Here is a 21,325-nt window from a genome sequence, read left to right as displayed (position 1 = left end):
AAGAGGGGTTCATAATGAATGCAATTATTTATGCACGTGTGAGTACAACAAAAGAAGCACAGGAAACATCATTATTACGTCAAAAAGATGAATTATTGCATTTAGCTGAGCGCTATCAAATGAATGTTATAAAAGTAATTGAAGAGCAGGCTAGTGGTTATACAATTGAACGTGACGGTATATTAGAAGTGTTGGATACAATTCGAGACGAACAAATTGATGTGCTACTTATACAAGATGAAACGCGCCTCGGTAGGGGGAATGCGAAAATTGCATTAATGCACTGTTTACATAAAGAGGGAATCAAAGTGTATACACATACTCATAATGGTGAATTACAGCTTTCGGATTCTGATTCGATGGTGTTAGATATAATTGGGATTGTTGAAGAGTATCAAAGAAAGATTCATAACTTGAAAATTAAACGTGGCATGCAACGCGCAGTAGAAAATGGCTATCGTCCAGAAAATAATTTAAAAAATCGTAATTTAAGCGTAGGCCGAGAGAAAAAAGAGGTGCCAATTGAAGAAATTGTACGCTTACGCAAAAGTGAACTTACTTTCGAGGAAATTGCGGCAACGCTTCGTGGATTTGGTCATAATGTTTCAAAAGCGACTGTACATCGTAGATATGTAGAGTATACAAAGCAATTGCTTGATAAAGAAGAGTAACTATTGTATGATAATAATCAGTTTTGATTAGAAGGGGGATTCGAGATGATTAATCACGAACTCGTTGAACGCATTAACTTCTTAGCGAAAAAAGCAAAAGCTGAAGGTTTAACTGAAGAAGAACAACGTGAGCGTCAATCGCTACGTGAACAATATTTAAAAGGATTTCGTCAAAATATGTTAAACGAACTTAAAGGGATTAAAGTTGTTAACGAAGAAGGTACAGATGTTACACCGACGAAATTAAAAGCTTTAAAAAAGCAAGATAATGCAAAATTAAACTAAAAGATGGGCGTAGCTGCCCATCTTTTTTATTGTTAATTTCGTTATTTAATAACTTTCCAGTTATTATTTTGCGTTGCTTCTATCCTTTTATGTTTCAATATATAGTTAGCGATAAGTTCAGACATATCTGTTGGTATGTCTTTTATTACTGGCTTATTTTGAAACATAAAAAAGTTTCCTCCGCCACTTGCGCGATAATTATTCATAACGACGTCATATTCTTCCGTCATATTTAGAGGAGCGCCTTTATACTGTAAAGATTCTACTCTCTCGCCAATTGGTTTGGAAATGTTTAATACGTACGAAATTCCTTCCCACATATCGTAATTATAGTGTTGCGGCTTTGGTTCTATGTAGGTAGGATTTACGATGATGGTTCCATCTACATTTAATGTGAAATAAGAAGCAGAGAGTTCAAGGGCATCTTTTATATCCGCTCCAGTTATTCTAATTACTTTTAATGTATTTGGATAAATATAATTAGAAACGATGTCACGCATTGTTACATATTTCGGGAAACCTGGAGATGTATTATGGAATAAGCTTGTACAAGAAATGGAAACGTTAGCTATATCCATTTGTATTTTATTTATAAATTCAATAAATGGATGATCTTGCAAACGAGTTTGCATAACATCTGAAATTTGCATGTCCCCATGAATGATTCCGATAGGTTGATCAAGCCATTTTTGTGTATTCTCTTCATAATCAGATGCTAAGGAAAGAACATCTGGATCTGCCTCAATTCCTTGCACCGTCAACAACTCTGAATAACTTTCTTTTTTAATCCACTTCTGTTCCATTCCTTCGAAGGTTACGGTTATTTTTCCAACTGATTGCCCATTACATCCAGTCTGTAAAATTGTTACACCGTTAGCCATTGTGCGAGAAATTTCTCGGTGTTGGTGTCCTGTTAATAAAATATCTATACCTTCAATTTCATGACATATTGCATATCCTTGGTTCTCGCCTGTTAACACTTCAGTTGGTACTCCGGTCTGTAAATCACGTTCAAAACCTCCGTGATAGGCTACGACTAGTAAATCTGGTTTTTCGTGTTCGTGGATGTAAGCAACCCATTTTTTTGTAGTTTCCAGTGCATCTTCAAAATGTAAGTCTTGAATATGAAGGGGTTGTTCCCAGTTTGGGATGTAATGTGTTGTTACTCCTAAAATAGCAATTTTTATATTCTCTTCAATATGTTTGATGATGTAAGGTTTCCCGAAATAGGGTTCTTTTATGTTTTTATCTAAAATGTTTGCTGATAAGTACGGGAAGTTTGCAGTTTCTACAGCATGATTTAATATATCCATTCCATAATTAAATTCATGATTTCCGATAATTGCAGCATCGTAACTTATATAGTTGGCTAATAAGGACATTGGATTTTTCTTATCTTTTTCGTATGTAGCGTAATGATAAGTAAATGGTGTTCCTTGAATGAAGTCCCCATTATCGATTAAAAGAACGTTTTTATTTTTGGAACGTTCTTTTTTTATAAGGGTAGAAATTTTAGCTAAACCAATTTCTGCTTTGGAATTATCTTGGTAGTGAATTGGATAAACAGTACCATGTATATCACTTGTTAATAAGATGTTTAAAGTTACAATTTGATTTTGATTCAACATCATTCACCTTTTCTATTGTTATCTTCATGTTAATCATATCAAAAATATGAAGGGAATTTTAATGTGAATGTATAGAGTGTGTAAAGATTCTGTAAATAGACAATTATTTGTGAAAATGTGTGATATATTTCTTCATGTTTACGGAAGGTTATTTTATAACAACAAAAAATGGAGGCATTAACATGTTGAAAAAAGTTTTTGCAATGAGTACAACAGTTGTACTAGCAGCGGGATTATTAAGTGGCTGTGGAACGAAGGAATCAAGTGCAAGTAAAAATGAAGATACAAAAAAAGGGTATGTACCGAAGACGTTAAATGTTCAATTTGTTCCTTCTCAAAATGCAGATACGTTAGAAGCTAAGGCAAAACCGTTGGAAAAGTTATTAAGTGATAAATTAAACATCCCGGTAAAAGTTAGTATTTCAACGAATTACAATACAATTGTAGAAGCGATGGCATCTAAGCAAGTGGATGTAGGTTTCTTACCTCCAACTGCGTATGTGTTAGCGCATGAGAAAAAGGCTGCAAATGTAATTTTACAGGCGCAACGTTTTGGAGTAGAGGATGAAACAGGGGCTCCTACAAAAGAGTTAGTAGATTTTTATAAATCTGAATTTGTTGTTAAGAAAGATTCTAACATTAATAGTGTAAAAGATTTAAAAGATAAAAAAATTGGCTATCAAGATGTTACATCATCAGCAGGTTATGTATGGCCGGCAGCGGTGTTGTTAAAAGAGGGAATTGATCCATTGAAAGATGTGAAACCTGTTACATTAAAAGGTCACGATCAGTCTCTTATCGCTCTTTTAAATGGTGACGTAGATGCAGCTGTTGTATTTCAAGATGCGCGCAATATTGTAAAAAAAGATTATCCGAATATATTTGATCAAACGAAAATAGTGAAATTTACAGAGAAAATTCCAAACGATACAATTTCGGTACGCTCTGATTTAGATGCAGAGTGGAGTAAGAAATTACAAGATGCTTTCATTGAAATTGGAAAGAATGAGGAAGGCCACAAAATTATTAAAGAAGTATACTCGCATGAAGGATATGTTAAATCTGATGATAGTAAATTTGATATCGTTCGTGAATATGGAAAGAAAGTAAAAACACAATAATACATATGGAAATGGCGACTAACTGGAAGGCGTGTGATTTCGGTTAGTTTGCCGTTTTTAGGTTATTGATAATACATTGAAGGTAGGTAAGATGAGTGATAGAGTTTCAAAACGTCTCCAAAGTGTATCCGAATGGTACAAAAGGATTGAATAATATAAATTTAAAGATTGAAAAAGGTGAGTTTGTTGTAATGGTCGGATTATCCGGGGCTGGAAAATCCACTCTTCTCAGATCAGTAAATCGTCTTCATGAGATTACAGAAGGTGAAATTATTATTGAAGGCGAGTCTATTACTGCTGCAAAAGGAAAAGGATTACGACGCATGCGCCGAGATATAGGTATGATTTTTCAAAGTTTTAACCTTGTAAAACGATCAACGGTATTGAAAAATGTATTAGCTGGCCGTGTTGGATATCATTCGACACTGCGTACAACGTTAGGGTTGTTTCCAAAAGAAGATTTGGAGCTTGCATTTCAGGCGTTAAAAAGAGTGAATATTTTAGAGAAAGCATATGCACGAGCTGATGAATTATCAGGAGGACAACAGCAACGTGTATCGATAGCGAGAGCATTGGCGCAAGAAGCGAAAATTATATTGGCGGATGAACCTGTTGCATCGTTAGACCCACTCACAACAAAGCAAGTGCTCGATGATTTGAAAAAAATTAATGAAGATTTTGGAATTACGACAATTGTAAACTTGCATTCTATTGATTTAGCTAGGCAATATGCTACTCGTATTATTGGATTACATGCAGGTGAAATTGTCTTTGATGGATTGGTAGAAGAGGCAACGGATGAAAAGTTTGCTGAAATATATGGGGAAGTAGCTCGAAAAAGTGAATTATTAGAGGTGGCAGCTAAATGAACGACGTGACGATGTACTCGAAATCGATACCGAAGCCACCAAGTAAATTGAGACATATGTTAACGGTTATTCTCGTTATTGTACTGTTATGGGGCAGTAGTGTACAGGTCGACGCATCATTTGCAAAACTAGTAGTTGGTTTTCCTAATATGATGGATTTATTGAAGGAAATGGTGCCGCCCGATTGGAGTTATTTTGAAGTTATTACAACAGCGATGTTAGATACGATACGTATGGCGATTATTGGGACGACTTTAGGGGCCATTTTAGCCATTCCACTTGCGCTATTTGCGGCAAGTAATGTATTTACTAATGTGTTTTTGTACAGTCCAGCTCGTTTGATTTTAAATTTTATACGGACGATACCAGATTTACTATTAGCTGCTATTTTTGTGGCGATTTTTGGAATAGGGCCGCTTCCAGGTATTTTGGCTCTTACTTGTTTTTCGGTTGGGCTCGTAGCGAAATTGTTATATGAGTCCATTGAATCCATTGACCCTGGTCCGTTAGAAGCGATGACTGCTGTAGGAGCTAATAAGGTGCAGTGGATTGTTTATGGGGTAATACCACAAGTGAAAGCGCATTTTGTCTCCTATGTACTTTATACATTTGAGGTGAATGTACGTGCAGCAGCTGTTTTAGGGTTAGTAGGAGCAGGTGGCATTGGATTGTATTATGATCGTACACTTGGATTTTTACAATATCAACAAACTGCTTCTATTATTATTTATACTCTTGTTGTTGTATTGTTAATTGATTATATAAGTACGTTGTTGCGGGAGAAATTATAATGAGTGAATCGACGATGATCATGCCAAAACGAAAGAAACCAAGTGTATATCGCTGGATTATTTTTATAGCACTTGCAGGTATATATGTATGGGCCTTTTCAGGAGTCCCGTTAGAAGGAATAAAGAATACCGCGGGAGAAATTACAAAAGCAATTATGACAGGGGTATTTAATCCAGATTGGTCGTATGTATCCTTGCCAGATGGAGAAGATCTATTACATGGTTTAATTGATACGTTGGCTATTGCAGTATTAGGCACATTTATTTCCGCCTTTTTATCTATACCATTTGCTTTTTGGGCAGCAACAAATATGAGTAGTGGAAAATTAACTTCAGGAACCGGGAAATTTGTACTTAGTTTTGTCCGTACATTTCCCGAATTAGTAATGGCACTTTTATTTATAAAAGCTGTCGGTCCAGGTTCTTTCGCGGGCGTACTAGCTTTAGGGTTACATTCTATCGGGATGCTAGGAAAACTGTATTCGGAAGGAATTGAAAATATTGATAAGGGACCGACCGAAGCGCTAATTGCTACAGGAGCAAATCGTTTTCAAATTCTTTGGTATGCGGTATTACCACAAGTGTTACCGGACTTTTTATCTTATACGTTATATAGGTTTGAAATTAATGTACGATCCGCTGCTATTTTAGGTGTTATTGGAGCGGGTGGTATTGGGACGCCGCTAATTTTTGCTTTAAGCTCACGGAATTGGTCTCGCGTAGGAATTATTTTATTAGGCATCATATTAATGGTAATTATCATTGACTTTATTTCAAGTTCGATAAGGAAGAAAATTGTATGATTTATGAAAGAAGCACCTATAAAAGGTGCTTTTTTTATATAATGAGAATAAAAAATGTGGATATTATTGGATAATAGGAGGGGTCTTTTGGCTTTACAGCATGAATTTGTATTTGTTTCATTTGAAAAAGAGGGATTGGATTTTGAAGGTGTGAATTGGATTGAGGGTTGTTTCTTGTATAAAGAAGAGGCGATGATAGAGGAATATGTCGTATTAAGTGATGAGCTCATTGTGTATCTATTAGATTTTATCCATTGGATTCCGGTTTATTATCCTGCTAAAAGAGCAGAAGGATTTGGGATTCATTATTATGGTATTACAAAAATTGAACAGAAAGGGGCAGAGATAGCAGAACAGTTATTTTGTTCGCTAGTTAGTATGTTTTCTTTAGGTCCAGAAACAATCGAACTGACAGGACGGTGTCAATGGGGAAATGATACTAATATTGATGGAGAATATGAAAGATATGTATTTGATCGAGATAAATTATGTCAAGATTTAAAGTCTTTTATTCGTTTGCTTCGTAGAGTGAAAAATAGGGAAGGATATGTCTTACATTATGGAATTTGAAAATGATGTATAAATATACAGATAATTCCCTTTCTTTTTAAAATAAAAATAATGAAAAAGTATGTCATATTGAATACCCATACATTCCCGAAATCATTGATTTTTTTATAAAAAATCAAAAAAACATCAACATATTTGTCGATACATGTTGTATAATCTTGCGTGGGAAGCTATCATATAAATGTATAAAACGTTTACTAATATAAGCGAAGGGAAGAATAGCATGTCACATTCAATCGAACAACTTTCTATCAACACGATTCGCACATTATCCATCGATGCGATTGAAAAAGCAAACTCTGGTCACCCAGGAATGCCAATGGGTGCAGCACCAATGGCTTATACATTATGGACTCAATTTATGAAACACAATCCAAATAACCCAACGTGGTTTAACCGTGATCGTTTCGTATTATCTGCAGGTCATGGTTCAATGTTATTATACAGCCTACTTCACCTATCTGGTTATGATGTAACAATGGATGACTTAAAGAACTTCCGTCAATGGGGAAGCAGAACTCCAGGACATCCTGAGTATGGTCATACAGCAGGTGTAGATGCAACTACTGGTCCACTTGGACAAGGTATTGCAACAGCTGTAGGTATGGCAATGGCTGAAAGACATTTAGCGGCTAAATATAATCGTGATGCGTATAATGTAGTAGATCATCATACATACGCTATTTGTGGTGATGGAGATTTAATGGAAGGCGTTTCTGCTGAAGCATCTTCATTAGCTGCTCATTTACAATTAGGTCGTCTTGTTGTGTTATACGATTCAAATGATATTTCATTAGATGGCGATTTAAATCGTTCATTCTCTGAAAGTGTAGAAGATCGTTACAAAGCATACGGATGGCAAGTAATCCGTGTTGAGGATGGAAACGATATTGAAGCTATCGCGAAAGCAATTGAAGAAGCGAAAGCTGACGAAAAACGCCCAACGCTAATTGAAGTAAGAACGACAATTGGTTTCGGTTCTCCAAACAAATCAGGAAAATCAGCTTCACATGGTTCTCCACTTGGCGTAGACGAAACAAAATTAACGAAAGAAGCATACGCTTGGACTGCTGAGCAAGACTTCCATGTTGCAGAAGAAGTATATGACAACTTCCGTAAAACAGTACAAGATGCTGGTGAAACTGCGCAAGCAGCTTGGAACACAATGTTAGGCGAATATGCACAAGCATATCCAGAATTAGCAAACGAATTGCAAGCAGCAATGAATGGTCTTCTTCCAGAAGGTTGGGAGCAAAACTTACCAACTTATGAATTAGGATCAAAAGCAGCAACTCGTAATTCTTCAGGTGCTGTAATTAATGCAATTGCAGAGTCTGTACCATCATTCTTCGGTGGATCTGCTGACCTTGCTGGTTCTAACAAAACATATATGAATAACGAAAAAGACTTTACAAGAGATGACTACAGCGGTAAAAACATTTGGTACGGTGTACGTGAGTTCGCAATGGGTGCAGCAATGAACGGTATTGCACTACATGGCGGTTTAAAAACTTACGGTGGTACGTTCTTCGTATTCTCTGACTACTTACGTCCAGCAATTCGTCTTGCAGCATTAATGCAATTGCCAGTAACGTATGTATTCACGCACGACAGTATCGCTGTTGGCGAAGATGGTCCAACACATGAACCAGTTGAGCAATTAGCAGCGCTTCGTGCAATGCCAAACGTTTCTGTTATTCGTCCAGCTGACGGTAACGAATCTGTTGCAGCTTGGAGATTAGCTTTAGAATCTACAAACAAACCAACTGCTTTAGTATTAACTCGTCAAGACCTTCCAACATTAGAAGGCGCGAAAGACGATACGTATGAAAAAGTAGCAAAAGGTGCATATGTAGTTTCTGCAAGCAAGAAAGAAACAGCTGATGTTATCTTACTTGCAACTGGATCTGAAGTAAGCCTAGCTGTTGAAGCACAAAAAGCATTAGCAGTAGACGGCGTTGACGCAGCTGTTGTCAGCATGCCATCTATGGATCGCTTTGAAGCTCAAACTGCTGAGTACAAAGAATCTGTATTACCAAAAGCAGTAACGAAACGTTTCGCAATCGAAATGGGTGCTACATTCGGATGGCACCGTTACGTAGGTCTTGAAGGAGATGTGTTAGGTATCGATACATTCGGTGCTTCTGCTCCTGGTGAGAAGATTATGGAAGAGTATGGATTTACTGTAGAGAACGTTGTTCGTAAAGTAAAAGAAATGCTTTAATGATTTTAGAAAAATCTCTCCGGCATGGAGAGATTTTTCTATGTAAATGAGTTTTTTCGACAGAAAAAGTTTTTTATCTCTCCGCAGTCAGACAATCATTGCAAATTTTCTTCTATATAATGAAGAGAAAAGGTTGTCCAGATTGGGAGGCTGAAAATGAAAACGTATGAATTGTATTTAATTCAAGAGGATATTGCGAAAGCTTATTTTGGTCGTGAATATTTGTTTTTTGATTTATTTGCTCGATTTTCAGAATCTGGGTCCCTTTCGGAGAAAAAAGTGTTATACAAACAAATGATGTATATAACGATGCCATTACAAGTAATGAAAATTCATCATAAATTAGAGCAAGCTTTACGTGCTCTTGGTAAATATGATAGAACACATCATACACATACACTTTTTACAGGAGCGGAATACGGCGAAATAATCGTGAAACCACACTATATTCGTATGAACACTTCTGGAAATGTCTCTATGGAAACGACGTTTTTTGAGGTGCTTCGAAAGTGTGAATTAACATTTTTAGCTATGGATTATGAAAATACAAAGTATGGATGGCTGAATCCTCTAAAACAAGTACGAACATATGTGTAAAAAATGTCGAATTGTATCTTGTCTTATTGAAAAGGTTTTAGTACACTGTAAGGTAGACAACATGAAGGAGGAAAATATATGCCGATTTGGTTAGGTATTCTAGTGGGCGTAGTAGCACTAGTAGCAGGCGTAGCGTTAGGATTTTTCATTGCCCGCAAATACATGATGAACTACTTAGAAAAAAATCCACCAATTAATGAACAAATGTTAAAAATGATGATGATGCAGATGGGACAAAAACCTTCCCAAAAGAAAATCAATCAAATGATGAGCGCGATGAGCAAGCAACAAACGAAATAAGCGCTAAAAGACACTCGCTAAGAGTGTCTTTTCTTTTTATGATTATAGAGTTTAAAACTTTTAAAAATTCTGCATTTTTGGTAAACTGAAAACATCGCTCATTTTAAGGGAGGAGGATAAAAATGAAGGTATTTATTAATTTAGCGTGGTTTTTTAAACAAGAAAAACGAGCGTACATAATCGGAATTATTATGTTATTTGGTGTCGCACTTCTTGAACTTGTAGCTCCGAAAGTACTAGGTATTGTAGTAGATGAAATTAATAATGAAACATTAACATCTGAAAAATTGTTGAAGTGGGTTATTTTGTTAGTAGCTGTTGGGATTACTATGTACGTATTGCGTTACTTATGGCGTATTATGATTTTTGGATCTTCTTTAAAACTAGCCCGTCAATTACGAAAAAATTTATATGAACATTTTACAAAGATGAGTCCATCTTTCTATCAGTCAAATCGCACAGGTAATTTAATGGCACATGCAACGAATGATATTCAAGCGATTCAGCAAACTGCTGGAGCGGGTGTATTAACATTAGTTGATTCACTAGCGGTTGGGGGATGTGTACTTGTAGCGATGGGCTTTACAATTAGTTGGAAGTTAACATTGTTAAGCTTAATTCCTATGCCAATTGTAGCAATTTCGACAAATTATTATGGAACTTTATTACATAAAAGGTTTCATAAAGCGCAGCAATCGTTTTCGGAAATCAATGACAAGGTGCAAGAGAGTATGAGTGGGATGAAGGTAATTCGCTCACTTGGACAAGAGAAAGAAGATTTACAAGCGTTCCGAAAAAAGTCAGAAGATGTCGTACATAAAAATATGTTAGTCGCACGTATTGATTCGTTGTTTGATCCAACAATCGCTCTTATCGTTGGTTTTTCTTTTTTAATTGCGGTATGTTACGGGTCAGTATTAGTTGTGAGAGGTGAATTGACAGTCGGTGAATTAGTTACATTTACAACATATTTAGGTACTCTTGTTTGGCCGATGTTAGCATTTGGATGGTTGTTTAATATTATGGAGCGTGGACGCGCTTCGTATGACCGTGTAGAGAAAATCCTTTCTCAAAAATCAGATGTAGTAAATAGAGAAAACGCTGTACATACAATAGCAAGCGGTGATGTTTCGTTTGCGGTTGATTCATTTTCATATAAGAAAAATGAACGGTTACATTTAACAGATATTCATTTTGATTTGAAGAAGGGTGAAACGTTAGGAGTTGTAGGACGTACAGGTGCAGGAAAAACGACTTTATTAAAATGTTTAATCCGTGAATATGATCATTTTAATGGTGAATTAAAGGTTGGAGAGCGAGATATTCGAGATGTAACACTTTACGGTGTACGTTCTGCCATTTCATACGTACCGCAAGATCATTTTTTATTTTCAGCGAGTATTGGGGAGAATATTGCCTTCGGAAAGGCGGATGCTACATATAATGAAATTAATCGTGCTGCAGAGATTGCCTGTATCCATAATGACATACTCCAATTTTCAGAAGGATATGAAACAGTAGTAGGGGAAAGAGGCGTTTCTTTATCTGGAGGTCAAAAACAGAGAATCTCAATCGCGCGTGCTTTATTAACGAATGCTGAAATTTTGATTTTGGACGACTGTTTATCTGCGGTAGATGCAAAAACAGAAGAAACGATTTTAAATGCATTAAAGAGAGAAAGAGCAGGGAAAACGACGATTATTACTGCTCATCGTTTAAGTGCAATTCAACATGCCGATCTTATTCTAGTTGTGGATGAAGGTAGAATTGTACAACGAGGTACACATGAGCAATTAATGGAGGAAAACGGTTGGTATAAAGAGATGTATGAAAGCCAGCAGTTAGAAGCATTAGTCGAGAAAGGAGGCGTATGATGGCTAAGAACAAACAGAGTGATTTAAGAAGATTGCTTTCTTATATGAGACCATATAAAGGGTTATTAGCATTAGCATTTTTATTTCTAGTTGGAGCAACTGTAACTGAAATGATGGGACCTTTTTTAATTAAACAATTTCTTGATGAACACTTAGTACCGGGGAATTTTGAACAATCAGCGCTCGTTACTTTATTTGTAGTATACATAGTTGCCCATTTATTAAAAGTATTATTTACGTATTTGGATTTATTATATTTTCAAAATATTGCTTTTAAAATTGTTCAAGATATGCGTGTTGAAGTATACGAACATGTTCAAAAGTTGTCATTAAGTTTCTTTGATCGTACGCCAATCGGTACACTCGTATCGCGCATAACGAATGATACGGAAGCAATTAAAGATTTTTATGTCAGTGTATTATCCACATTTGTCAAAAATGTAGTCTTTTTAATTGGTATTTTAGTAGCGATGTTTTTATTAAATGTAAAACTAGCGCTATTTTCTCTTGTGTTAATTCCAATAATGTTTGCGATTATGGTATTATATCGCCGGAAAAGTGCTGCTTTTTATTTAGAAGTACGTAATCAATTGAGTGTTTTAAATGCAAAGTTAAATGAATCCATTCAAGGAATGAATATTGTTCAAGTGTTTAGGCAAGAAAAGCGGATGAGAAAAGAATTTGAAGAAGTGAATAATAAACATTATAGTGCAGGACGACGTACGTTAAAGTTAGACGCATTACTTTTACGTCCAGCTACAGATTTAGTTCATATTATAGCAATTGCGTTAGTACTTGGTTTATTTGGAATTGATGCTTTAAAAAGTCCAGTTGAAGTAGGGGTTTTATATGCCTTTGTTAATTATATTCATCGTTTCTTCCAGCCTGTAAATGAGATGATGATGAAATTGTCATTTTTCCAACAGGCACTTGTTTCATCGTCACGTGTATTTCATTTAATGGATGAGACAGATTTAGCGCCCGTTCAAAAAGGGAATGGGAACCCTCAAGTAGTTGATGGGGATATTGAATTTAAAAATGTTACTTTTTCGTATGATGGAAAGCGTGATGTTTTAAAAAATGTCTCTTTTCACGTGAAACAAGGGCAAACGGTTGCTTTTGTTGGGCATACTGGTAGCGGGAAAAGTACGATTATGAATTTATTAATGCGATTTTATAATATTAAATCAGGAAATATTGTAATAGATGGTGTGGATTTAGAGAATTTTGGAGAACAAGAAATTAGAAAGAAAATAGGACTCGTATTGCAAGATGCATTTTTATTTGCGGGAAATATTAAGCAAAATATTCGTATGTACAATGAAGAGATTACGGATGAAGAAGTAAAAGAAGCTGCGCGATTTGTGCAAGCCAATATGTTTATTGAAAAATTACCAGAGCAGTATGAAACAGAAGTAGTAGAAAGAGGAGCTGCATTTTCTAGTGGGCAACGACAATTAATCGCTTTTGCTAGAACGATAGCAACGAATCCGAAAGTATTAGTATTAGATGAGGCAACAGCTAATATTGATACAGAAACAGAAGAGGCTATCCAAACAGCGTTGCAGCAAATGCGAAAAGGGAGAACGACGATAGCAATTGCGCACAGATTATCTACAATTCAAGATGCGGATCAAATTTTTGTTATGCATGATGGAGAGATAGTGGAGAGAGGAACACATCAAGAGTTACTGAGTGAACAAGGGTTGTATTATAATATGTATTTACTACAAAATAAAGGAAGTTTACAAAAGGCCTTGTAGAGTTACAAGGTCTTTTGATTGCACGTGAAATTTCTACAAAATATATATCGATAACATAGTATAATATAGTAGAAATATGTATATAAAAGGAGTCGAACTATGGATTATGTGCTAATAGGTATAATTTTATTATTATTAGCTGGAGTGTTCGTACTGTTTTATAAAAATAAACAGTTAGAATCAGAGAGTCAGCAAGTGGAATTTGAAAAGAAGCAAGCAATTGAAACGTATGAAAATGAAATTGCAGCTACGGTTACAGAACATAAAGAACAACAAAATACATTGAAAAATATGGAACAGAAGAAATACAATGATTTACAAGTAAGTGCAAATAGAGAACTTGAAAATATGCGTATGATGAAAAATCAGTTAGCTATACAACATAGTAAAGAACGTAGTGAAATGCAAGATAAACATAGTAATGAAATACATATGTTTCAAAAGCTAATTGCGGATTTACGAGAGTATACTAAAAATGGTGCTGAAGTGAATACACACGAAACATTATATTATATGAAACGAGGATTCGTAGAGCAAGGAATAATAGTAGATAATGAATTTCATATTATACCGAACATTTTTGTTAGAAATCAGCGTGGAGGAAATGATTTTCGAATTCATCATCTTGTCTTAAGTAAAACGGGCATATATCTACTTGAGACGAAAGAATGGACAGGGAAGTTAATTCATGGTTTAACGAAAGAAAATGCTAATATATATTCATTTATGATTGATGAAATTGGTAAGTATCAACAAGATGTTGAGAAAGAAGAGACGTTTGAATGGATTACAGGTGCAGATTCATTAACGCTACAAGTGAAAAATGAAGGGAATCCAGTATGTAGAGCGAAGGAATTATCTCACATTTTATACAATCGATTGAAAGAAATACAAGTTGATATTGTAAAAGAAAATGTAAAGCCAGTTGTATATTTTTACAATGAAAGTGGCAAAGAATTGATAGATCTTTCTGAAGAAGAAACGCCGAGATTAAAAGATAGGGAGCAAATTGTAACGTTCTTCAGAAATGAAATTTTAACAGGGAAAGTAGTATATACAGAACAAGAATTAGAAATGATTCGAGAAATGATTAGCCGGATGAGTTATAAAATGAATTAAAAGGAGAAATTTTTCTGAACGCTATATTACGCGGCATTCTGTATGTTTATTTTTGTTTGTATGTAGTAATGTATCTTATATTTATTTTTGTTATGGATATAGTTCATATGTCATTAAGCGTAAATAGTATTCTTGTAGTAGTCATGCCATTTGTTTTATTAGTTATGATTCAGTGGGCTATTATACATGTTTCAGTAAATCGTAATAAAGAAAAGAAGCAAGTGTTAAGTGTAATGATAATAGCGCTTATTCCATTAATAGTGTGTACCGTACAATTAGGTGTAAATGAATATACATCAAAGTTTAATCAAAATCGATGGTTAAATGATGCGGATAAGCGGGTACATATGGTAGATGACTTATTACAAAAATACAAATTAATAGGAAAATCAAACGAAGAAATTATAAAATTGTTAGGAGATCCTACTGAAACAAGAAATGAGGAAGTGGGAGCTACCACTTCGTATTATCTTGGAAATGAGCGTGGCTTCATTTCAATAGATAGTGAACGTCTTGTTTTACAATTTGATAATGATGGGAATGTTATAGAATATAAGGTGCAGCGAGATTAATATAGTGAGAGGAAGAAGTTATAAATTGTATAACTTCTTTTTTATTTTTCAATATGCTATAGAAAGGGAATGTGAATTTTGAGGGGAATAAGGAATGAAAGCGGAGGTGATGCATATATATAGATGCATTGGGTTATTTTTTGTAGCACTTTATAAAATGAAAAGGAGGTAAGACGGTGAAAGCAATACCGACTGATGTCCTGAGTAAAGAATTGATGGAAAGAGAAGGAGTTATATCTATTACCGTAAAGGAATTTGAAAAGATAGAAGTAGCTGGAGTAGTAGTAGCGGGTCCTGCTGTTATTTTGATTAATCAAGATTAAGTACATACTATCAATATAGAAATGTATAAAAAGCATCCGGCTAGGATGCTTTTTATTTGTGTGCAAGAGAGCGTATAGTAGATAATTGGGGTACTGGAGGGGGAGCATGTGGCAATTATTATAACGATGTTAGTGATGGGGATTTTATTAGGGTTCGTTGGGGCTGGGGGAGCCGGTTTTATTATCGCGATACTCACTTTAGTATTCCATATTCCTATCCACGTTGCTCTTGCAACATCTTTAACAGCTATGGCATTTACGACATTATCTGGGGTTATAAGTCATTATCGTGAAGGAAATGTTGTATTTATTATAGGCGGGATTGTTGGTGGATTTGGGGCGTTTGGTTCTTATATTGGTTCTAAGTTTGGTTCACTTATACCAGCACACCTTCTTCATTGGTTTACAGCTGGGATGTTATTTTTATCTGCAATTTTTATGTGTATTAAATTAATTAAGTTTCAAAATAGGGAAGAATTACTTTTAGCAGAAATTAAAGATTTTTCGAAAGAATACATAATGAAATGTATATGTCTTGGATTAGTCACTGGAATACTGGCTGGTTCATTCGGGATTGGTTCTGCACCATTTATTCAACTTGGATTAATGGTTCTATTAGGATTAACGATTCAGCAATCTGTAGGAACGACTATGCTTGTTATATTGCCGATTGCGATTGGAGGCGGGCTTGGATATAGTTCAGAAGGGTATTTAGATTTTATATTGTTATTGCAAGTATTAATTGGGACGATGTTAGGAGCGTATATCGGTGCGAAGTTTACGAATTATGCACCACACATGCTTTTGAAGTTATCAATGGTTATGACACCAGTTTTAGCTGGATGTATGTTATTGATGGAATAAAAATAATATAGCAAACTAATATGTTTTACGACTGAATTATGTAAGTAATTCATATTTCCCATATGAAAAGATTTGCTTTAATATAATGAGTGTAAAGTTCGAGTATTCGAAGTACTACTTGAATTATATCCCTATCCCTTTTCTAAAAATGCGAACAAGTTTTGCCCTATTCTATTCAATATTTAATTGTATAGAAATATATTGTTCGATGACCATTATGGAACGTACATAATGGAAAAATCCCGATCCTTAAAGAGGATGCCCCTAATCTTCATGTGAAAATATGATCGGATATGAAAGCTGACCAGTTGATGGTCAGCTTTCTTTTTGTTCAAAAATTATTTCTTCTTTAATTTCTGTTTGCAATAATAAAGCTTTTCCGAAACGACGTTTACATTCCGCACGCACTTTTTCAATGGCTAGTAGCTGAGTAGTGGCGGGAACTGTGACGATAGCTTGTCGAGGTTTTCGATTTTCTTCACAAAAGACACATTCCACAACATATTTAGAAATCATATTTTCATCCTTCCGTTTTTAATTTCTAAGAAGGGATTGTCTATGAAGTTAATGTGATTTTTCGTCATTAGTTTACTTTTTTCCTCTTTTTTCAAGGAGAAAAAGATAAAGAAGGCGAATTTTTGTAGGGGAGGGATGTACATGGAGAGATGGATAGGTGCAGCAGCTATATGTGTAAATGAAAGAAATGAAGTTTTAATGGTATTGCAAGGACAAAAGGGAGAAGAAAAAAGGTGGTCTGTCCCAAGTGGAGGACTTGAAAAAGGAGAAACACTAGAAGAATGTTGTATCCGAGAAGTTTGGGAGGAAACAGGTTATAGTGTGGAAGTTGTAAATAAAATATACGAAAAAGAAGGTATTACATATGGAATTCCCGTCTATGTTCATTATTACTTTGTAGAAAAAACAGGTGGTAATATGAACATACAAGACCCTGATGAGTTAATACATGAAATTGCTTGGAAAGGAATACGTGAAGTTGAAACATTATCGTTAGCTTTTCCAGAGGATTATGAGTTAATATGCCAATATATAAATAAAAAAGCAAGTATTTAAATACTTGCTTTTTAATGTATCCACGATAAGAAAAGCGGAACGATAACTAAACTAGCTCCTGCTGTTAAAAGCATGGATAAACTGGCAATTGTTCCTTCAACAGGACCGATTTCAAACGCTTTTGATGTACCTGTTCCATTTGCGCTTGTACCTAACATAATGCCTTTTGCGAGCGCAGTTTTAATGCGGCATATACGTATAAGAGATGGACCAAGCAATGCTCCTGTTAACGCAGTTAAAACGACAAATACTGCTGTTAATTGTGACATACCACCAATCATTTCTGAGATTGCCATTGCGATCGGTGTCGTTACAATGTGTGGGGCTAAACTATGTTCTAGTGTTGCATCGATTTGAAAAAAATTCGCTAGTAGTGCTGAAGTAATAACTGATAAAAATGAACCGACAATGACATTAAGTAAGATGGCTACGCCATGTTTCTTTAGTAAATCAAAGTATTTATAGATTGGCCATGCAAAAGCAACTGTTGCAGGTTTTAATAATTCTGTTAGCCATTGACCACCAGATTCATATGTTTCATAAGGTGTATCTAATCCAAGCAATAAAGCAATTAAAATAATGGGACAAACAAGAAGAGGAGAAAGTAAACTCCAATTCCAGCGCTGATATAATTTTTTTGATATCCAATATGTGAATAGTGTTAATAGTAAACAAAGAAAGCCGATCATTGTGTTGATCCTTTCCGCTTAAGTAGCAATTCTGTTAAAAGTCCTGTAACGAGAGTAACGCAAAGTGTACTAATCATAATAATCAAAATGAGATCGATTCCATATTGTGATAATGTATCTTTGTAGCGTATGACAGCGACTGCAGAAGGAATGAAAAATAAAATAAGTTCTTTTAATAAAAAATCAGCACCGTCTTGTATCCACTCTTTTTTAACTATGTTAAATTTTAATGAGATTAATAATAGAAAAATCCCGATTATACTTCCTGGAACTGGGAGGTGTGCCTGTTTTGCAATCCATTCACCTGTCCAAGCGAAACAAAATAGTAATAAAATTTGTCCGCTTAACTTCCACCATTTCATACAGTAACCACCTCTTTCTTTTTTTACATAAAAATTGCAAAAAAGAATTAACAATTTCTACTATACGTTCATTCAAAAAATTTGTCTAATATATAAATTATGTGTTATTAATATATTAGATGTATTAATCGAAAGTGAAAAGGGTGTCCAAAATGGAATTACGGCATTTGCAATATTTTGTTGTAGTGGCAGAAGAGTTGCACTTTGGACGAGCGGCTGCTCGTTTACAAATGACACAACCACCGCTTAGTCAGCAAATTCAGCAATTAGAAAAAGAAATGGGAGTTATGTTATTTTCAAGAACAAAGAGAAAAGTTGAATTAACAGAAGCAGGAGAAATGTTTTTAAAAGAAGTGAAAAAAGCGTTTGAACAAATTGAAAAAGCAGTAGAAGTTGCACAAAGTGCACAAAGGGGCGAAGTAGGATCACTTTCAATTGGTTTTGTAGGAGCGGCGATATATGATATTTTACCATCTATCGTTAGGGAGTATAGAAAGAAATTTCCGAGAGTATCTGTTGCATTACATGAATTGTCTACGCCAGATCAAGTTCATGCACTTCATGATAATCGTATTGATATTGGCTTTTTACGTCCACCAATTTCAACGCAATTACTAGAATTAGAACCAATTCAAAAGTTGTCTTGTACTTTATGTTTACCAAAGGCACATCCGCTTGCAGAGAAAGATGAAATACATATAGAAGATTTACGAGATGAGCCATTTGTATTTATTACAAGACCAGTCTGGCCAGCATTGTACGATACAATTTTATCTCTTTGCAGAGAAGTTGGATTTAGTCCACGCATTGTACAAGAAGCAACAGAATACCAAACTGTTATGGGGCTTGTAGCAGCAGGGATTGGAATTACAGTCATACCTGTATCGGCAAATAAATTATATAAAACAGAAGTTGTATATAAAGAGCTATATGATTCTAATTTTGTGGCAGAAATGTCAGTGGCTTACAAAAAAATGAATAGCAATCCAGAGCTTTTAGAGTTTTTAAAAATTGCAAGAGAGAAGAAAAGAATAGAAGTAGAAGATGCGTAATAACAGTAACGGTTTAATTCAGATATATAAAAGTACACCTTGTTAAACAATAAAGCGGAAATGCACTAAATTGCATTTCCGCTTTATTGTACTTTTTTTAGCTCAATACTAAATAGATAAACGTGCTCATTTTCTTTTAAGAGTGCGTCAATACCTGTTTCTTCATCAATTGCATTTACGCTTACAGTTTCTTTACTTGATTGGATTACAGCAGCTAAAATTGTTTTTTGATTGTATCTTAAACTTTTTGCAGATTGAATTGTAGTAGTTGCAGAACTATTTACGTTTGGTGGCTCATCTTCAGGAACAAGCGTGGAACCACCGTCAATATTAATATACCATTGACCTTTTACATGTATATTGTTATTCAATTGGAGATTTGGTGCTATGAAAGAAAGTTTTATTTTCTTTTCTACAAAATATGATGCAGCTATGTTCGCGATTTCTTTTACTTTTTTACCATTTTGATAATATTCAATTTTAGCCTGAAGTTCATCTTTATTATTTTTGATTGTAACATCATAAAACATTCTATTTCCTTCACCTATAGGAGTCATTTGTAAAATGTCAGATTGCTCTTTTGTTAACTTATGTGGTTTAACAGTGGAACCTTCACTATTTTTTAATGGATTACAACTAGTGAAAAGTAATAAAGAAAGAATAAACAGCAATTTCACACGCATATAACCCCTCCTTTTTACAATTGTAGTATATAAATGGAATTTTAACCATTTTATTTTCTAGGACTAAAGGCTTAGAAAAGATTCAGATTGTAGTGCGATGTTTAAAATGTCATATTTTTATACACTAGTAGTATAGAATGCGTATGTTATAAGGTAGGGGAAGAAATTTATGTCTTTATATCGGTTAGCGAGAAAAAATATAAGAACATTTGCTGCCAAAAGGATGAAGCAATTTATGTGGATTGCTATGAGTACTATAATTTTATTTTTTATGGTATCGCTACAATTTAATGAAGTAGCCGTTGGGGAATTAGGGGATACACTTGTATTTCAAATGTGTTTTTACACGCTGTTTATCGTAGTCATTTTCATATGTATGTTTATTACATATAAAATGACTTATTCTCTTCTGCAAGTGAGGAAAGAAGAAGTTAAATCTTATGTAGCAGTGAATAGGAAGAGAAATGAAGTGCTATGTTTATTATGTCAGGAGCAATTATTTATTTATGGAACGGCGTTTGTTTTTGGATTAGTTAATGGGATGTTATTTTTAAAATTATTTACGATTATCTTTATGAAAATAGCAGGAATACAAGGGATAAATAGTGCACCGATTACAATATATGCAATAGTAGTAGTTAGTATAATTATGATCGTTATCCTTCTATTATCGATGGTGCAATGTTTTCGATTTGTTCAAAGTTTACAAGATAAAAATTCGTTTCATTTCAAGGAAAAGGCATGAGAAATCATGCCTTTTTCTATCATGTCTTTCGAGAGGACTCCCACCTCTAAACGTAAGTGAAGGTGGTGAGGTGAATCGAAAGACATATTTTATTTTCAAGAAAAAAGAAGAAACGTATGTTCTCTTTTGCTATAATATCCTTAACAAGGAGGTGAATAAAATGACAAAGGAAAATTCATCAAACTATAAAACTCTTCAAATTTTGATTAAAAAAGGGCATCGTATGTATTCTTATTTTCAAGAATGTTGTCATAACGCTAAGAATATGTACAACACTACAAACTTTTATATACGCCAGGTGTACACTGGATTAACACAAGAAAAAGAGTTGCAGCCTTTGCAAAAAGAA

24 protein-coding genes and 1 pseudogene are annotated in these 21,325 nt (G+C 34.7%); 20 read left to right on the top strand and 5 right to left on the bottom strand.

Features of this window, described 5'->3' with window-relative positions; genetic code table 11:
- Positions 1-14: 14 nt before the first annotated feature.
- Together BAQ48_RS01170 and BAQ48_RS01165 are read left to right on the top strand one after the other, a co-directional pair.
- Positions 15-671: a YneB family resolvase-like protein gene (locus BAQ48_RS01170; protein ID WP_071709682.1), complete on the top strand. Its 657-nt coding sequence runs from the start codon at positions 15-17 to the stop codon at positions 669-671.
- 45 nt (positions 672-716) lie between these two features.
- Entirely contained in the window at positions 717-956 is a 240-nt protein-coding gene (locus tag BAQ48_RS01165) for a DUF896 domain-containing protein (protein ID WP_000607015.1), read from the top strand.
- A gap of 41 nt (positions 957-997) precedes the next feature.
- Here BAQ48_RS01165 and BAQ48_RS01160 read toward each other — a convergent pair whose 3' ends face one another.
- Positions 998-2,581 (bottom strand): bifunctional metallophosphatase/5'-nucleotidase, encoded by a 1,584-nt coding sequence (locus BAQ48_RS01160; RefSeq protein WP_071709681.1) that lies wholly within the window; start codon positions 2,579-2,581, stop codon positions 998-1,000.
- A 185-nt stretch (positions 2,582-2,766) separates the two neighbouring features.
- On the opposite strand from BAQ48_RS01160, the gene BAQ48_RS01155 reads away from it, so the two are divergent.
- From BAQ48_RS01155 to BAQ48_RS01090, 14 genes are all read left to right on the top strand, one after another.
- Positions 2,767-3,705, top strand: a complete 939-nt coding sequence (locus tag BAQ48_RS01155; RefSeq protein WP_000915067.1) for a phosphate/phosphite/phosphonate ABC transporter substrate-binding protein — start codon at positions 2,767-2,769, stop codon at positions 3,703-3,705.
- Positions 3,706-3,800: 95 nt separating this feature from the next.
- Positions 3,801-4,574, top strand: coding sequence for a phosphonate ABC transporter ATP-binding protein (gene phnC, locus BAQ48_RS01150; RefSeq protein ID WP_071709680.1), 774 nt, complete (start codon positions 3,801-3,803; stop codon positions 4,572-4,574).
- The gene (gene phnE, locus BAQ48_RS01145; protein ID WP_071709679.1) at positions 4,571-5,365 is read left to right on the top strand and encodes a phosphonate ABC transporter, permease protein PhnE; all 795 of its coding nucleotides are present in this window, start codon (positions 4,571-4,573) and stop codon (positions 5,363-5,365) included. The genes phnC and phnE (BAQ48_RS01145) overlap by 4 nt, the downstream gene beginning before the upstream one ends.
- A complete protein-coding gene (gene phnE, locus BAQ48_RS01140; RefSeq protein ID WP_071709678.1) occupies positions 5,365-6,168 on the top strand; it encodes a phosphonate ABC transporter, permease protein PhnE in 804 nt (267 codons plus the stop codon). The genes phnE (BAQ48_RS01145) and phnE (BAQ48_RS01140) overlap by 1 nt, the downstream gene beginning before the upstream one ends.
- Before the next feature lie 87 nt (positions 6,169-6,255).
- Positions 6,256-6,738, top strand: coding sequence for a coproporphyrinogen III oxidase (locus BAQ48_RS01135; RefSeq protein WP_071709677.1), 483 nt, complete (start codon positions 6,256-6,258; stop codon positions 6,736-6,738).
- A 223-nt stretch (positions 6,739-6,961) separates the two neighbouring features.
- Positions 6,962-8,962 carry a transketolase gene (gene tkt, locus BAQ48_RS01130; protein ID WP_071709676.1) on the top strand — a complete coding sequence of 667 codons (2,001 nt, stop codon included), beginning with the start codon at positions 6,962-6,964 and terminating at the stop codon, positions 8,960-8,962.
- Between the two features lie 156 nt (positions 8,963-9,118).
- A complete protein-coding gene (gene sirA / locus BAQ48_RS01125; protein WP_000860633.1) occupies positions 9,119-9,559 on the top strand; it encodes a sporulation inhibitor of replication protein SirA in 441 nt (146 codons plus the stop codon).
- A 78-nt stretch (positions 9,560-9,637) separates the two neighbouring features.
- Complete coding sequence (locus BAQ48_RS01120) at positions 9,638-9,859, top strand: YneF family protein (RefSeq protein ID WP_001123316.1); 222 nt, start codon at positions 9,638-9,640, stop codon at positions 9,857-9,859.
- Between the two features lie 122 nt (positions 9,860-9,981).
- A complete protein-coding gene (locus BAQ48_RS01115; RefSeq protein WP_071709675.1) occupies positions 9,982-11,733 on the top strand; it encodes an ABC transporter ATP-binding protein in 1,752 nt (583 codons plus the stop codon).
- The gene (locus BAQ48_RS01110; protein WP_071709674.1) at positions 11,733-13,496 is read left to right on the top strand and encodes an ABC transporter ATP-binding protein; all 1,764 of its coding nucleotides are present in this window, start codon (positions 11,733-11,735) and stop codon (positions 13,494-13,496) included. The genes BAQ48_RS01115 and BAQ48_RS01110 overlap by 1 nt, the downstream gene beginning before the upstream one ends.
- 99 nt (positions 13,497-13,595) lie before the next feature.
- Positions 13,596-14,615 (top strand): nuclease-related domain-containing protein, encoded by a 1,020-nt coding sequence (locus tag BAQ48_RS01105; RefSeq protein WP_071709673.1) that lies wholly within the window; start codon positions 13,596-13,598, stop codon positions 14,613-14,615.
- 68 nt (positions 14,616-14,683) lie between these two features.
- A complete protein-coding gene (locus BAQ48_RS01100; RefSeq protein ID WP_242660426.1) occupies positions 14,684-15,187 on the top strand; it encodes a hypothetical protein in 504 nt (167 codons plus the stop codon).
- A gap of 176 nt (positions 15,188-15,363) precedes the next feature.
- Positions 15,364-15,510, top strand: coding sequence for a BC1881 family protein (locus BAQ48_RS01095; protein WP_000644411.1), 147 nt, complete (start codon positions 15,364-15,366; stop codon positions 15,508-15,510).
- 108 nt (positions 15,511-15,618) lie between these two features.
- Complete coding sequence (locus BAQ48_RS01090; RefSeq protein ID WP_071709671.1) at positions 15,619-16,374, top strand: sulfite exporter TauE/SafE family protein; 756 nt, start codon at positions 15,619-15,621, stop codon at positions 16,372-16,374.
- Positions 16,375-16,689: 315 nt separating this feature from the next.
- On the opposite strand, the gene BAQ48_RS01085 is transcribed toward BAQ48_RS01090, so the two are convergent.
- Positions 16,690-16,890 (bottom strand): DUF3903 domain-containing protein, encoded by a 201-nt coding sequence (locus tag BAQ48_RS01085; RefSeq protein ID WP_071709670.1) that lies wholly within the window; start codon positions 16,888-16,890, stop codon positions 16,690-16,692.
- 135 nt (positions 16,891-17,025) lie between these two features.
- On the opposite strand from BAQ48_RS01085, the gene BAQ48_RS01080 reads away from it, so the two are divergent.
- On the top strand, positions 17,026-17,445 hold the full coding sequence (locus tag BAQ48_RS01080; RefSeq protein WP_116758444.1) for an NUDIX hydrolase: 420 nt from the start codon (positions 17,026-17,028) through the stop codon (positions 17,443-17,445).
- A gap of 11 nt (positions 17,446-17,456) precedes the next feature.
- On the opposite strand, the gene BAQ48_RS01075 is transcribed toward BAQ48_RS01080, so the two are convergent.
- Entirely contained in the window at positions 17,457-18,134 is a 678-nt protein-coding gene (locus tag BAQ48_RS01075; RefSeq protein WP_000578950.1) for an LrgB family protein, read from the bottom strand.
- A complete protein-coding gene (locus BAQ48_RS01070; protein ID WP_071709668.1) occupies positions 18,131-18,496 on the bottom strand; it encodes a CidA/LrgA family holin-like protein in 366 nt (121 codons plus the stop codon). Before BAQ48_RS01070 ends, BAQ48_RS01075 begins: the two co-directional genes overlap by 4 nt.
- A gap of 152 nt (positions 18,497-18,648) precedes the next feature.
- On the opposite strand from BAQ48_RS01070, the gene alsR reads away from it, so the two are divergent.
- Entirely contained in the window at positions 18,649-19,548 is a 900-nt protein-coding gene (gene alsR / locus BAQ48_RS01065) for an acetoin biosynthesis transcriptional regulator AlsR (RefSeq protein WP_000423232.1), read from the top strand.
- A gap of 83 nt (positions 19,549-19,631) precedes the next feature.
- Here the strand turns inward: alsR and BAQ48_RS01060 are convergent, their stop codons facing one another.
- On the bottom strand, positions 19,632-20,231 hold the full coding sequence (locus tag BAQ48_RS01060; protein ID WP_071709667.1) for a histidine kinase: 600 nt from the start codon (positions 20,229-20,231) through the stop codon (positions 19,632-19,634).
- Positions 20,232-20,400: 169 nt separating this feature from the next.
- Between BAQ48_RS01060 and BAQ48_RS01055 the strand changes: the two genes are divergently transcribed.
- Both BAQ48_RS01055 and BAQ48_RS01050 read left to right on the top strand, forming a co-directional pair.
- Positions 20,401-20,976 (top strand): FtsX-like permease family protein, encoded by a 576-nt coding sequence (locus BAQ48_RS01055; RefSeq protein ID WP_071709666.1) that lies wholly within the window; start codon positions 20,401-20,403, stop codon positions 20,974-20,976.
- Positions 20,977-21,136: 160 nt separating this feature from the next.
- Positions 21,137-21,325 (top strand): annotated as a pseudogene (locus tag BAQ48_RS01050) (RNA-guided endonuclease InsQ/TnpB family protein); the annotation flags it as partial.

Origin of the sequence: Bacillus luti (assembly GCF_001884105.1) — a bacterium.
In the GTDB taxonomy this organism is placed as follows: Bacteria; Bacillota; Bacilli; order Bacillales; family Bacillaceae_G; genus Bacillus_A; species Bacillus_A luti.
This window is presented reverse-complemented; position numbering and strand designations above follow the sequence as displayed.

Bases quoted from the DNA above. Each gene is read 5' to 3' on its own strand.
- BAQ48_RS01170 (WP_071709682.1), top strand. From the start codon at position 15: ATGAATGCAATTATTTATGCACGTGTGAGTACAACAAAAGAAGCACAG.
- BAQ48_RS01165 (WP_000607015.1), top strand. From the start codon at position 717: ATGATTAATCACGAACTCGTTGAACGCATTAACTTCTTAGCGAAAAAA.
- BAQ48_RS01155 (WP_000915067.1), top strand. From the start codon at position 2,767: ATGTTGAAAAAAGTTTTTGCAATGAGTACAACAGTTGTACTAGCAGCG.
- phnE (WP_071709679.1), top strand. From the start codon at position 4,571: ATGAACGACGTGACGATGTACTCGAAATCGATACCGAAGCCACCAAGT.
- phnE (WP_071709678.1), top strand. From the start codon at position 5,365: ATGAGTGAATCGACGATGATCATGCCAAAACGAAAGAAACCAAGTGTA.
- tkt (WP_071709676.1), top strand. From the start codon at position 6,962: ATGTCACATTCAATCGAACAACTTTCTATCAACACGATTCGCACATTA.
- sirA (WP_000860633.1), top strand. From the start codon at position 9,119: ATGAAAACGTATGAATTGTATTTAATTCAAGAGGATATTGCGAAAGCT.
- BAQ48_RS01120 (WP_001123316.1), top strand. From the start codon at position 9,638: ATGCCGATTTGGTTAGGTATTCTAGTGGGCGTAGTAGCACTAGTAGCA.
- BAQ48_RS01115 (WP_071709675.1), top strand. From the start codon at position 9,982: ATGAAGGTATTTATTAATTTAGCGTGGTTTTTTAAACAAGAAAAACGA.
- BAQ48_RS01110 (WP_071709674.1), top strand. From the start codon at position 11,733: ATGGCTAAGAACAAACAGAGTGATTTAAGAAGATTGCTTTCTTATATG.
- BAQ48_RS01105 (WP_071709673.1), top strand. From the start codon at position 13,596: ATGGATTATGTGCTAATAGGTATAATTTTATTATTATTAGCTGGAGTG.
- BAQ48_RS01100 (WP_242660426.1), top strand. From the start codon at position 14,684: ATGTATCTTATATTTATTTTTGTTATGGATATAGTTCATATGTCATTA.
- BAQ48_RS01085 (WP_071709670.1), bottom strand. From the start codon at position 16,890: ATGATTTCTAAATATGTTGTGGAATGTGTCTTTTGTGAAGAAAATCGA.
- BAQ48_RS01080 (WP_116758444.1), top strand. From the start codon at position 17,026: ATGTACATGGAGAGATGGATAGGTGCAGCAGCTATATGTGTAAATGAA.
- BAQ48_RS01075 (WP_000578950.1), bottom strand. From the start codon at position 18,134: ATGATCGGCTTTCTTTGTTTACTATTAACACTATTCACATATTGGATA.
- BAQ48_RS01070 (WP_071709668.1), bottom strand. From the start codon at position 18,496: ATGAAATGGTGGAAGTTAAGCGGACAAATTTTATTACTATTTTGTTTC.
- alsR (WP_000423232.1), top strand. From the start codon at position 18,649: ATGGAATTACGGCATTTGCAATATTTTGTTGTAGTGGCAGAAGAGTTG.
- BAQ48_RS01060 (WP_071709667.1), bottom strand. From the start codon at position 20,231: ATGCGTGTGAAATTGCTGTTTATTCTTTCTTTATTACTTTTCACTAGT.
- BAQ48_RS01055 (WP_071709666.1), top strand. From the start codon at position 20,401: ATGTCTTTATATCGGTTAGCGAGAAAAAATATAAGAACATTTGCTGCC.